Source organism: Streptomyces sp. 2-1 (genome assembly GCF_048564895.1).
Classification (GTDB): domain Bacteria; phylum Actinomycetota; class Actinomycetes; order Streptomycetales; family Streptomycetaceae; genus Streptomyces; species Streptomyces phaeochromogenes.
In genome coordinates, this window is the sequence record NZ_CP183383.1 from 5,688,394 (window position 1) to 5,700,771 (window position 12,378).

General features: G+C 67.6%; 10 protein-coding genes, 1 tRNA gene and 2 pseudogenes. 5 read left to right on the top strand and 8 right to left on the bottom strand.

Annotated elements, in window-relative coordinates:
* Positions 1–188: 188 nt before the first annotated feature.
* Positions 189–317 carry a DLW-39 family protein gene (locus ACN20J_RS25005; RefSeq protein WP_003999697.1) on the bottom strand — a complete coding sequence of 43 codons (129 nt, stop codon included), beginning with the start codon at positions 315–317 and terminating at the stop codon, positions 189–191.
* Between the two features lie 327 nt (positions 318–644).
* Between ACN20J_RS25005 and ACN20J_RS25010 the strand changes: the two are divergent.
* Positions 645–944: pseudogene (locus tag ACN20J_RS25010) on the top strand (DUF6344 domain-containing protein); the annotation flags it as partial.
* Between the two features lie 476 nt (positions 945–1,420).
* On the opposite strand, the gene ACN20J_RS25015 reads toward ACN20J_RS25010, so the two are convergent.
* Positions 1,421–1,657 carry a hypothetical protein gene (locus tag ACN20J_RS25015; protein ID WP_246575460.1) on the bottom strand — a complete coding sequence of 79 codons (237 nt, stop codon included), beginning with the start codon at positions 1,655–1,657 and terminating at the stop codon, positions 1,421–1,423.
* Between the two features lie 219 nt (positions 1,658–1,876).
* Positions 1,877–2,284 carry a helix-turn-helix domain-containing protein gene (locus ACN20J_RS25020; RefSeq protein WP_246575461.1) on the bottom strand — a complete coding sequence of 136 codons (408 nt, stop codon included), beginning with the start codon at positions 2,282–2,284 and terminating at the stop codon, positions 1,877–1,879.
* Between the two features lie 662 nt (positions 2,285–2,946).
* On the opposite strand from ACN20J_RS25020, the gene ACN20J_RS25025 reads away from it, so the two are divergent.
* The 4 genes from ACN20J_RS25025 (at position 2,947) to ACN20J_RS25040 (ending at position 6,010) form a co-directional block, all read left to right on the top strand.
* Complete coding sequence (locus ACN20J_RS25025) at positions 2,947–3,579, top strand: RNA polymerase sigma factor (protein WP_259333706.1); 633 nt, start codon at positions 2,947–2,949, stop codon at positions 3,577–3,579.
* A complete protein-coding gene (locus ACN20J_RS25030) occupies positions 3,576–4,727 on the top strand; it encodes a BN159_2729 family protein (RefSeq protein WP_419666852.1) in 1,152 nt (383 codons plus the stop codon). The genes ACN20J_RS25025 and ACN20J_RS25030 overlap by 4 nt, the downstream gene beginning before the upstream one ends.
* Before the next feature lie 4 nt (positions 4,728–4,731).
* On the top strand, positions 4,732–5,259 hold the full coding sequence (locus tag ACN20J_RS25035; protein WP_361911924.1) for a WhiB family transcriptional regulator: 528 nt from the start codon (positions 4,732–4,734) through the stop codon (positions 5,257–5,259).
* 85 nt (positions 5,260–5,344) lie between these two features.
* On the top strand, positions 5,345–6,010 hold the full coding sequence (locus tag ACN20J_RS25040; RefSeq protein ID WP_419666853.1) for a hypothetical protein: 666 nt from the start codon (positions 5,345–5,347) through the stop codon (positions 6,008–6,010).
* Positions 6,011–6,280: 270 nt separating this feature from the next.
* Here the strand turns inward: ACN20J_RS25040 and ACN20J_RS25045 are convergent.
* The 5 genes and pseudogenes from ACN20J_RS25045 to gyrB form a co-directional block, all read right to left on the bottom strand.
* A pseudogene (locus ACN20J_RS25045) lies at positions 6,281–6,415 on the bottom strand (VOC family protein); the annotation flags it as partial.
* Between the two features lie 139 nt (positions 6,416–6,554).
* Positions 6,555–6,631: transfer RNA gene (locus ACN20J_RS25050), tRNA-Ile, on the bottom strand.
* A 190-nt stretch (positions 6,632–6,821) separates the two neighbouring features.
* Positions 6,822–7,622 (bottom strand): DUF3566 domain-containing protein, encoded by an 801-nt coding sequence (locus ACN20J_RS25055; RefSeq protein WP_419666854.1) that lies wholly within the window; start codon positions 7,620–7,622, stop codon positions 6,822–6,824.
* A 16-nt stretch (positions 7,623–7,638) separates the two neighbouring features.
* On the bottom strand, positions 7,639–10,239 hold the full coding sequence (gene gyrA / locus ACN20J_RS25060; protein ID WP_189841515.1) for a DNA gyrase subunit A: 2,601 nt from the start codon (positions 10,237–10,239) through the stop codon (positions 7,639–7,641).
* A gap of 42 nt (positions 10,240–10,281) precedes the next feature.
* Entirely contained in the window at positions 10,282–12,366 is a 2,085-nt protein-coding gene (gene gyrB / locus ACN20J_RS25065) for a DNA topoisomerase (ATP-hydrolyzing) subunit B (protein ID WP_281402188.1), read from the bottom strand.
* Positions 12,367–12,378 lie beyond the last annotated feature (12 nt).

Below are 12,378 nucleotides of genomic sequence, written 5' to 3' on the forward strand. Positions count from 1 at the left end.
AAGCCTCGACCATCCTGCCCCTCCGGCCGCCGCGCCACCCCTTGTTCAGCCACGCAAGCGCTTCCTGTGACGTCCACGACGCCTGACGTCCACAACGCGCCGTCCCGGCCCTGCCCCGACCCCGCTCCGGCAACACAAAACCCCGACCGCGAGGCGGCCGGGGTCTGCACTAAGGCTGTCGTCGATACTCACGAACCCGTGGGCACGGAGTCGGTCGCCTCCGTCCACAGATCCTGCTCGGCGCGATCCGCCTGGATCTGGCGGTACACGAGGAGCCCGCCGATGGCGGCCAGTGCGACCAGGAGAAGCTTCTTCACCGCGCGACCTCGTCTTTCCTTGGCGTAGGGGACTTCTGCCGCCCGACTATACACACCGGCCGATACCGATCAGTGACCTGCGTCGGCCGCCAACTCCCGCACGGCACACAGCAGTAGAACCGGACGACAGCGCTCCTTTCGGAGCGTGAGAAGTCACCACACACAGTGACTTTTACTGCTCTTTCTCGCTTTTCTGGCTTCTTGGGTCCATCCGGGTGGTGTTCATCGGAAGATCGACGCGCCACGGGCGTCGGTCCGTCACTTCGCAACCGACATACACATCATGAGGAAAGTATGCAAATCCACCCACCCGAAAGGAGAGGGACCATGACTCGCAACACGGTCGTGAACCTGTGGACCGCGGTTGTCACCGCCTTCCTCGCGCTGTGCACGTCACTCGGACTGATCACGACGAGCGCCGTCGCCGCCGTACCCGCGACGGAGGCAGCGCGCAACACCGTCACCCCACAGGACGCGACGGCGCAGGAGGAGCCCATCCGGACCCGCCCACGGGCGAGTTCCCTGCCACCCACGATGAAACAGCGCATCCACGCGGAGGCGCACGGTTCCTCACCGTCCTGCCGGCACCGCCCGCCGACAGACGCCATGGACACGGACGCCACCGGCACACGGGACAGTGCCGAGGCACCAGCGGTCGTCGCCGCCGTGAGCGCCGCAGTACCTACTGCCGTCGACACGACGGACTTCGGCGTGAGGGAACCCGTCACGAGGGATGTCGTCGCGGCACCCGCCCGTCCCTGCGGCACCACCCACCTGACGACCGGCACCGTCGACGTACCCGCGGTACAGGCCGTGCGGGCAGCACCACCGGCAACTCCGGCAGGTCAGACGGGTCCGGCAGCACCCGCCATGGATGCCGCGCCCATCAGAGCCGTCATGCTCCCCTCACAGTCCTCGGCACCGGTCCAACTCCCGGCGCCGGCTCACGCTCCCGTCCTGGCCGCCGTCGGCTCGGCAACTCGGGGATGACCTCGTACCCCCCCAGCATCGCCACAGGCATATGCCATCGCCTTCAGCCGACCGTTTCGCCGGCCGAGTCGCAGGCGTCCCGCGACGGCCCGGGAGGGATGGACGAACTCCGGTCAGACGGGCTCCCAGGACGAGTCGACGGCGACCAGGGCTGTCAGTTCACCCGGCAACTCCACCAGAGCGCCGCAGAAGCAGACGAAACGATCGTCCACCGAGGCCGGCGCACCGAGGTCGATCGTCAGAATCGCCGCGACCTCGCGCAGTAACTCACCGGTGGCCGTACCGCGCGCCACCAGGATGCTTACTTCGTCAGGGTCCCAGATGGCGGTCTTCGGTAGGTCGTCCACCACAGAAATCACGATGCACACAGGTATCTCCCCAGGGATGCATGAGGGCATGCAGATATCCCGCTCCGGGAGGCCAGCGGCCTACCGATCGTACCCGCACGTGTTCTCTGGGTAAGAGCTGTTGGGGTATTCCATGGAGAGTTGCCAGACCGAAAGTGCCACTCCGCCGCTCCGGCGGCAGGACATGCGCTCCGGCAGAAGGACCCGCCCACGTACGGGCCGTCAGATCGTGCGACTGAGCTGGAGCATCGCTTCGGCGTTCTTGACCAGTGCGCGCTGTCTCGATTCGGGCAACTGCCGGTACAGCTTGAGCAGTTGCGCCTCGCGTTCGTCCCCGCTGGGTCCGGGCACCGGCCGACCGACGGAGGCGAAGAACTCCCGCGGCGTGGTTCTCACGCCCCAGCGACGGAACACCTCGACCATCGCACGCAGCCGCTCCGGATCGATACGGGACGTCCCACGCGTCCGGTTCATCCAGGCGTTGAGTGTCGGATAGGAGATACCGGCCTCCGCGGCCAGGTCCTTCTGGGTCCTGCCCTGCGACTCTCCGAGAAGACGCTCAAGCAGTACGGGCAAATCCTCGCCCTCGAAGACGAAGTCCTGGTCTTGGTCCAGGTCCGGCTCGTCCACGTCGGACGCCCCATTCGGCTGAAAGTTCCTGGTCACAAGCTCAAGCATCAACCATCGGCATCTACAAGTGCAAGTAGATCGCAGATCGATCGGTTGAGTTTCCGTAAACAGAAAGCATCGTGCCGCACCCAAGTGCTACGACACGCCCGCGTCTCCACACCTTCACATCTTCAGTCGCATGATTAACGCCGTCCGCCAGAGTTTGCCGAGTGCACCGTCAGCTGTCGCGCTTGACGTATCTACATCTACATGCATAGTGTAGATACGTCGATCAAGCGCGCCCGGCAGCCCCGCATCGCCCGCACGGAGGAACATTCACGTGCGAGACGGGCGGATCAACCACCAGCGGATCGAGCACAGCACACCCGCCCCCCTTTGCCCCCTGCGACCCGCGGCCACCGCTGACCACCATCAGCCCGCCTTTCCATCCACACCCCTGCACCCCGGAACTCCGGCATCCGCTCAGAGAATCTACATCTACATGCATATCGAGTATTGCAGCCGAAGAACATCCCGGACCCCGGCAGAGCCCTCGTTCCCGGGCACGTCCCAGGACCCGCCCAGGACCCCAGGACGAACCCCACAAACACTCGCGCAGAAGGAGCACCCAGCCCGTGTCCGCACAGATCAGACGAGAGAACAGACCGTGTCGGCAGACGGCCTTGACGAACGGCGGGAACGACGTGATCGCCAAGGTCGCCAATGTCGACGTGGTCGATAGGGTCGCCGAGGTGGACGGGGCCGGAGCCGACATGGTCGACCGGGCCCGGGCCGGCGACCGCGAGGCATTCGCGGCTCTCTACGCCGATCACCAGCACTTCGTATACCGGTATCTCCTCTTCCGCACCCGGAACCGGCATCTGGCCGAGGACCTCACCCAGGAGGTCTTCATCAAGGCGCTGCGCCACATCGAGAGCTTCACCTGGCAGGGCACGGCCTTCACGGCATGGCTGCTCACCATCGCCAGAAACCTGCACCTGGACGAGGTGAGGACCAAGCGCTCCCGGCTGGAAACCCTGGTCTCCGAAGTAGGGGACGGCGACACGCACGACCGCAGTGCCGAGTCCGGCGCGCTGCACACGCTGGAGACGATCGAGACCCGTGAAGCCGTGTGGAACGCCCTGCGCACGCTGAACAGCCATCAGCGACAGTGCATGGAACTGCGGTTCATCGGCGAGATGTCGCCCGAGGAGACCGCCTGCGCCATGGGACGTACCGTCGGCGCGGTCAAGGCACTCACCTTCCGGGCCAGGCAGAAACTGCGTGCGGCGTCGGAGAGGGAGGCCGCGGCATGAACAGGAACCTGCCCCACGCAGAGCGCGTGATCCGTACGGCGCTCTCAGTGAGCACCTCGAACCAGGCCAGGGCCGTCGCCCACGCCCTCGATGTGGCCCGCCTGCTGGTGGACCCGGAGCGGACGTTCGGACTCGTTCTGCACCGCACGCCGAGCGGCACCTGGGCCCGGGTACCCGGGCAGCTGACGGAACTGGAGAGGCAGGCTCTCGCCTGGGACCACTCGTGCGAGCGGGCCAGACTGGTCGCGGCCACCATCGAGCAGCACATCGGCGGGCACCCGGATGTCGACAGCATCCGGGCCGACGGGGACTGCGTACGCGTCGAAATCCGCGTCCCCGACCAGGAGCAGTGGCGGCAGTGGCGCGCGCACTTCGGGATCAGACGCGACGCGGAGGCACCCCTGGGGCACGCGGTCGTCGGCGAGAGCCGTCATGCCGGCGTCCGCGTGTCGGTGCTCGCGCACAAGCCGCAGCAGACGCCTTGGCCCCGGCCCGTCTCTGCTCCCGCGAGCACTGGTCCTGGTCACGGACGCGACCACGCCACGCAGATCGAACCCGCCCCACAGATGTACGAGTACGAGGGGATCGTTTACAACCTGGCGTTGCCACAGCGGGACGCACACGGGGACGTCTGGTACTTCCACGGCGGACGGACGCCGAGCGGCATGCCCCTGCTGTCACTGGACGGCCGTTCCGAGCGGTGCACACTCGCCAATGTGACATCCCTGATGGGGCCCTTGGTGGCACTGGAGCCAGAAACCTCCTCCGCGGCGTCCGACAAGGCCGTGACAGCCCGGCCGGACGCCTCGGCGGGTGCTCCGTCTCTGCCCAAGGCGCGCCGGTCCCGGGCCGTCCAGCTCACCACGGCCCGGCTCACGGTCGTTCGGACACCGACACCGGCCCCGGCACCCACCTCGGCCCCGGCACCAATGCCGACGCCAACGCCGTCGAGGCCAAGGCCCACCCCCGCGCCGGCGTCCGTGCCCACCCTCCCGTCCTCGGCGGCCCTGTCGTACGCGGCGAGCGGACCACCCGTACCGAACACCCGGCACGTTGGACTCGTACGCACAGGACCGGACACCTGGGAGGCCGCGGACCGCACTGCGGACCGGGCCACCGATCGGGCCGCGGCGCGGGGCGAGAAGTGATCGAGTGAGAACACCGATCACCGGAGGCGCCGGCCCCGCCCACGACCAGGACCGCCGCCTGGACCATGACCGGAACCAGAACGGGCGCGACAGCCGCAGCAGGGCTTGGGAGTTGAACGCCCTGTGCCGGAACGAGGACCCCGAGCTGTGGTTCTCCGGCAGAACCCGTGCGACAGCAAGAGCCCTGTGTCATTCCTGCGAGGTCCTTGAGGAGTGCCGGGCGGCCGTCATGCGACGCGAGGCCGGTCTGCCGAAGTGTGATCGAGGGGGAATAGTCGCGGGCCTGACCGGTCCTCAGCGCCACGCGCTGGAGAAGCGGCTCAAGCGGGGCCCCGTACTCCCGCCCGAGTCACCGCCCCCGCCCAGAGCGCCCCTGCTCCGCAGCGAGCCGGCGCCCTGCGGCACGCGCTCGGCGTACCAGCGGCACGTACGCAGGGGTGAGCCCGTGGACGACGCCTGCCGGGCCGCCAACGCGCAGGGCGCCAGCCAGTACCGGCGAACGGGCACCACCCGCCTCCGCCCGACCGGATAGGCCCCGCCCCGGCCTTCCCAGCGCCCGCACGAATCCCCCCGGGCGACCTCACACCCCTCCTCAGCCCCCTTGCCTCGGAGTACCCATGTCCCTTTCACCGCCCTCGCCCCCTCCGCCCCCACCGTTCCCCCCGTCCCCGCCGCTGCCGCCCCTCCCGGCTGGGCCCGAGCCCCGCCCGAAGCGGTTCGGCCGACGCGGATCCCCCGCATCCGCAGGCCGGTCACGTCGCCCACGCAGCTCACGCAGGTTCTTCGGCAGCCTCCTGCGGACTCCCGTCGCAGCCCCCGCCGCGGCCCTCGACACGGCAGACCGGTGGGCAGACCTCCTCCAGCGCCTCGGGAACGACCTGAGTACGTCCAGGGCTCGGACGGCCCGCTGGAAGCGGCACGCCGACGCGTACGCGCGCGAGCGCGACGTCGTGGCGCGCGAGCGGGCACATCTCCTCTCCTGGCTTGCCGCGCTGCACCCGGCGTCCGCCGTCGTGTCGCAGGCACCGACACCCGACGGCACGGCAGGCGGCTGGCACGTCCTGAGCCTCGTCGCAGGGGGCCGGCCGCTCTCCTGGACCCTGGCACCCCGGGAGGTCCCGCTCTTCCAGCACGTGCGCCGGGCCGGGGACGCCGACACGCACGCGTGGAGGGACGCCCAGGAGATAGAGGCGCAGTACGCCCATATCCACCGCCACACAAGCATGCTGGCGCTGGAGGACAGCCTGACCCGGGTCGTCGAGGAACTCCGAGGCAGCGACTGACCTGGATCAGGCTCCTCGCTCCGCCCCTATCCCCCCCGGACTCCGGCCGACAAGCTCGGGAGGCACGTCGACCGGACTGTGAGCGCCCCCCCTGCACATCGCAGCAGGGGGGCGCCGCACGTTCCCTGACGGCCAATCAGCAGCGGGACGCGGAGGTCCCCGGCCACCCCGGGCAGACGCGCTCTCAGGGATTCCCAGGGCTCCTGAGACTCCCGGGAGAGGACTCGCAGAGATCTCAATGACCGCAGATACCCAAGGGATCACAAGGCTCTACGGGATTCGCTGTTGCCGTTGCCCAAGGACACAGAACTCATTGCCTTCGGGGTCTGCCATGACAACCCACGACTGCTCACCCTGGCCGATGTCGACGCGCTTCGCGCCATGCGCCTCAAGGCGGGCCACCTCGTCGACCCCACCCGCCGGACCCGCGACCTGGTCCGCCGGCTCAAGGCCCTTGGCCACGACGTCACCCTCGCACCGGCAGCCCGATACGAGCCGTGCATGCCAAAGACCCCCAGGCATAATGGCCTGAGGGTCTTTGAACTGGTGGGGCTAACAGGATTTGAACCTGTGGCCTCATCCTTATCAGGGATGCGCTCTAACCAACTGAGCTATAGCCCCGCCGCGCTCTGCGGTGTATGTCCCGCGCGCTGACCTCTGAAGATTAGCGCACGACGGGGTCAGTCCCAAAATCGGTATCCGAGCCCCGCTCCAGCCTGCCCGGACAGCGTCGGAACGCATCCCCGGACAGCGTGAGAGCGCATCCCCCACAAGGGATGCGCTCCAAGCAGGAAGCGGTTACGACAACGTTTTACTCGTCTTCGGCGAGCGTCAGCTCGATACCTCCGACGAAGCCCGCGGAGAGGTTGTAGATGAACGCTCCGAGGGTGGCGAGCGCGGTGGCGAGGACGACGTCGATGACCGCGATGATCGACGTGAAGATGAGCACACGCGGCAGCGACAGGAAGGACTGCAGGTCGAAGCCGTTGGACTCGTTCGAGCCGGTGGCCTCGGAGATCGTGCCGCCCACCGTGGAGAAGACGCCCATGGCGTCCATGACCATCCACAGGACCGCTGCCGCGACGATCGTGCAGATGCCGAGCGCGATGGAGAGCAGGAAGCTGACCTTCATCACCGACCACGGGTCGGCCTTGGCAACCCGCAGACGCGCCTTGCGCGTGCGCGGAGTCGTACGGGCCCCGGTGCGCGGCCTGCGGACCGCGCCGGTGGCCGCCTGCTGAGCCGGGTACGCCTGCGGCGGGTGGTACGGCTGAGAAGTCTGCTGCGGCTGCCGTTCCCCCGGCAGCGGCGATCCCGGAGGCGGCGGTGCCGCGCCCACGGGAGCAGGCTGGCCCGCGGGAGGCGTGTGGCCCCCCACCGGAGCCGCCGGGCCCGGGGCTGGTCCCGGCCCCGGGGAAGGCGCCGGGCCCGGAGGCACCGGCGAGCCTGGGGCCGCGCCCGCCGCATATTGCGGCGTCTGCGGGCCTCTGGTGTCCGTCACAGTTCCCCCCTGGGATCCATGAGAGTCATGGGAGTCAGTCGCCTCCGTGGCGGGGCCACGGCCGCCGTCCTTTTCCGTACCGGTAGAACCGGCGCCCGTGGCTCCGCTCACGATGACTCACTCCTCGCTACTCGTCCGAGGACGGCTCGCCCTCGTCCGTACCGGCGACCGTTTCGACCTCGTCCGAGTCGTCGACCGCGCCGTCGACTTCCTCGGCCTCGCGACCGGCCTCGGCGTTTCGAGCGATGCCGACAACGGCATCGCGCTTGCCCAGGTTGATCAGTTGGACGCCCATGGTGTCACGGCCCGTCTCCCTGACCTCGTTGACTCGCGTACGAATCACACCGCCCGACAGCGTGATGGCGAGGATCTCGTCGGTCCCCTCGACCACCAGCGCGCCGACGAGCGAGCCGCGGTCCTCGACGATCTTGGCGGCCTTGATACCCAGGCCACCGCGACCCTGGACGCGGTACTCGTCGACGTTGGTCCGCTTCGCGTACCCGCCGTCTGTGGCAGTGAACACGAACGTACCGGGTCGAACAACATTCATCGAGAGCAGCTGGTCTCCCTCACGGAAGCTCATGCCCTTTACGCCCGAGGTCGCACGGCCCATGGGACGCAATGCGTCATCCGTCGCCGTGAACCTGATCGATTGGGCCTTCCTGCTGATCAGAAGCAGATCGTCCTCTGCCGAAACGAGCTCGGCACCGATCAGTTCGTCGTCGGAACCGTCCTCTGTTTCACGGAGGTTGATCGCGATGACGCCGCCCGAACGCGGTGAATCGTAATCCTTCAAGGGCGTCTTCTTCACAAGTCCGCCCTTCGTGGCCAGCACCAGATAGGGCGCCGCCTCGTAGTCACGGATCGCGAGGATCTCGGCGATCGCCTCGTCCGGCTGGAACGCCAGCAGGTTGGCGACGTGCTGTCCACGCGCGTCACGCCCGGCGTCCGGGAGTTCGTACGCCTTGGCGCGGTAGACGCGGCCCTTGTTGGTGAAGAACAGCAGCCAGTGGTGCGTCGTCGACACGAAGAAGTGGTCGACGATGTCGTCTTCCTTGAGCTTCGTGCCGCGTACGCCCTTGCCGCCGCGCTTCTGGGAGCGGTAGTCGTCCGTCTTGGTGCGCTTGACGTAGCCGCCGCGCGAGATGGTGACGACGATGTCCTCTTCGGCGATCAGGTCCTCCATGGACATGTCGCCGTCGAAGGGGACCAGCTTGGAGCGGCGGTCGTCGCCGAACTTCTCGACGATCGCGGCCAGTTCCTCGCTGATGATGCCGCGCTGACGCACGGGCGAGGCCAGGATCGCGTTGTACTCGCGGATCTTCGCCTGGAGCTCGTCGTGCTCCGAGACGATCTTCTGACGCTCAAGAGCGGCCAGCCGGCGCAGCTGCATCTCGAGGATCGCGTTGGCCTGGATCTCGTCGATCTCCAGGAGGCCCATGAGGCCCTCTCGCGCGATCTCCACGGTGTCACTGCGCCGGATCAGCGCGATGACCTCGTCGATGGCGTCCAGGGCCTTCAGGAGGCCACGCAGGATGTGCGCGCGCTCCTCGGCCTTGCGCAGCCTGAAGCGCGTACGGCGGACGATGACCTCGACCTGGTGCGCCACCCAGTGGCGGATGAACGCGTCGAGCGACAGCGTGCGCGGCACTCCGTCGACCAGCGCCAGCATGTTCGCGCCGAAGTTCGTCTGCAGGTCGGTGTGCTTGTAGAGGTTGTTCAGCACGACCTTGGCGACCGCGTCCCGCTTCAGGACGATGACGAGGCGCTGGCCCGTACGGGACGAGGTCTCGTCGCGGACGTCCGCGATGCCGCCGACCTTGCCGTCCTTCACCAGGTCGGCGATCTTCTGCGCGAGGTTGTCGGGGTTGACCTGGTAGGGGAGTTCGGTGACCACCAGGCACTGGCGGTTCTGGATCTCCTCGACGTCGACGACCGCGCGCATCGTGATGGAGCCACGGCCCGTGCGGTACGCCTCCTCGATGCCCTTACGGCCCACCACGAGGGCGCCACTGGGGAAGTCGGGGCCCTTGATGCGCTCGATCAGGGCGTCCAGAAGCTCCTCGTGCGTGGCTTCCGGGTTCTCCAGGTACCACTGGGCGCCGGACGCGACCTCGCGCAGGTTGTGCGGCGGGATGTTCGTCGCCATGCCGACCGCGATGCCCGCCGAGCCGTTGATCAGCAGGTTCGGGAAGCGCGCCGGCAGAACCGTCGGCTCCTGGTTACGGCCGTCGTAGTTGTCCGTGAAGTCGACGGTCTCCTCGTCGATGTCGCGGACCATCTCCATGGACAGCGGCTTCAGCTTGCACTCGGTGTACCGCATGGCGGCGGCCGGGTCGTTGCCGGGAGAACCGAAGTTGCCGTTGGAGTCCACCAGCGGCATCCGCATCGACCACGGCTGCGCGAGGCGGACCAGCGCGTCGTAGATCGAGGAGTCGCCGTGCGGGTGGTAGGTGCCCATGACGTCGCCGACGACGCGCGCGCACTTGTAGAAGCCCTTCTCGGGCCGGTAGCCGCCGTCGTACATGGCGTACAGGACGCGGCGGTGGACGGGCTTGAGACCGTCCCGTACGTCGGGCAACGCGCGCGACACGATGACGGACATCGCGTAGTCGAGGTACGAGCGCTGCATCTCGGTCTCGAGCCCGACGGGCTCGACACGCAGGGCGATCTCGCCCTCTTCAGGGGTGATCGGACCAGTGGGAGGAAGAGGTGTCTCGTCGGTCATTGCTGGTGAAGATCCTTTCTGGCGCGGTCAGCTGAGACCGACTCAGATGTCGAGGAAGCGGACGTCCTTGGCGTTGCGCTGGATGAACGCGCGGCGTGCCTCGACGTCCTCGCCCATCAGGACCGAGAACAGGTCGTCGGCCTGGGCGGCGTCGTCGAGCGTGACCTGACCGAGAACGCGGTGCTCCTGGTCCATCGTCGTGATGCGCAGCTCCTCGGCGTTCATCTCACCGAGACCCTTGAAGCGCTGGATCGAGTCTTCCCTGACGCGCTTGCCCGACTGGCGGCCGAGCTCGATCAGGGCGTCGCGCTCACGGTCCGAGTACGCGTACTCGAAGTCGTCCCGGCCCCACTTGATCTTGTAGAGCGGCGGGCGGGACAGGAACACGTGACCGGCCTCGACCAGCGGCCGCATGAAGCGGAACAGGAAGGTCAGCAGCAGGGTGTTGATGTGCTGTCCGTCGACGTCGGCGTCCGCCATCAGGATGATCTTGTGATAGCGGAGCTTGGCGATGTCGAAGTCCTCGTGGACTCCGGTGCCGAAGGCGGAGATCAGTGCCTGGATCTCCTGGTTCTGCAGGATCTTGTCGATCCGCGCCTTCTCGACGTTGAGGATCTTTCCCCGGATCGGGAGGATCGCCTGGTACTCCGGGTTCCGGCCGGACTTGGCCGAGCCGCCGGCGGAGTCACCCTCGACGATGAAGATCTCGCACTTGGTGGGGTCGTTCGACTGGCAGTCGCTCAGCTTGCCCGGCAGCGACGCCGTCTCCAGGAGCCCCTTGCGACGGGTGAGGTCACGGGCCTTGCGGGCCGCCACGCGCGCGGTGGCTGCCTGGATGGACTTGCGGATGATGTCCGCGGCCTCGTTCGGGTTGCGGTCCAGCCAGTCGCTGATGTGCTCGTGGACGACCTTCTGGACGAAGGTCTTCGCCTCGGTGTTGCCCAGCTTGGTCTTGGTCTGGCCCTCGAACTGCGGCTCGCCCAGCTTGATCGAGATGATCGCCGTCAGACCCTCGCGGATGTCGTCGCCCGTGAGGTTGTCGTCCTTCTCGCGGAGCAGCTTCTTGTCGCGCGCGTACCGGTTGATGAGACCGGTGAGCGCCGCACGGAAGCCTTCCTCGTGCGTACCGCCCTCGTGGGTGTGGATGGTGTTGGCGAAGGAGTACACACCCTCGCTGTAACCGCCGTTCCACTGCATCGCGACCTCGAGGGAGAGCATGCGCTCCTTGTCCTCGGCCTCGATGTCGATCACCGTGGGGTGGATGACCTCGCCCTTGCGGGAGTTGAGGTACTTCACGAAGTCGACGATGCCGCCTTCGTAGTGGTACGTGACGGTCTTGACCTCGTCGTTCTCGTCCGCACCCGCCTCGTCCGCACCCGTCACGGCCTTCGCCGAGTCGCGCTCATCAGTGAGTTTGATCGTCAAACCCTTGTTGAGGAACGCCATCTCCTGGAAGCGCCGCGAGAGCGTCTCGAAGGAGTAGTCGGTGGTCTCGAAGATGTCCCCGTCGGCCCAGAAGGTGACCGAGGTGCCGGTCTCCTCGATGGCCTCGTGCTGGGCGAGCGGGGCGGTCGGGACGCCCAGCTTGTAGTCCTGCGTCCAGCGGTGCCCGTCGGTCCTGACCTCAACGGCCACCTTCGTGGACAGCGCGTTCACTACGGAGACACCCACGCCGTGCAGACCGCCGGAGACCGCGTAGCCGCCGCCACCGAACTTTCCGCCCGCGTGCAGGACGGTCAGGACGACCTCGACGGCGGGCTTGCCCTCGGACGGGACGATGCCCACCGGGATGCCGCGGCCGTTGTCGACGACACGCACGCCGCCGTCGGCGAGGATCGTGACGTCGATCGTGTCCGCGTGCCCGGCCAGCGCCTCGTCGACGGAGTTGTCGACCACCTCGTAGACAAGGTGATGAAGACCACGCTCACCGGTCGAGCCGATGTACATGCCGGGTCGCTTGCGGACCGCGTCCAGACCCTCGAGGACGGTGATGGCGCTGGCGTCGTACGAGGCGGTGACCTCGCCGTTCGAGGTGGTGGCCCCGCCGTTCGCGCCGGCGTCGGTGGACGGGATGTTCTCGTTGGGGTTGCCGGAATCGGCCACGAAGCGCCCTTTCTGGCACAGCACAAGCCAAGCTCC

Excerpts from the sequence above, each read along its gene's own strand:
- ACN20J_RS25040 (WP_419666853.1), top strand. The coding sequence starts at position 5,345 with ATGTCCCTTTCACCGCCCTCGCCCCCTCCGCCCCCACCGTTCCCCCCG.
- ACN20J_RS25030 (WP_419666852.1), top strand. The coding sequence starts at position 3,576 with ATGAACAGGAACCTGCCCCACGCAGAGCGCGTGATCCGTACGGCGCTC.
- gyrA (WP_189841515.1), bottom strand. The coding sequence starts at position 10,239 with ATGACCGACGAGACACCTCTTCCTCCCACTGGTCCGATCACCCCTGAA.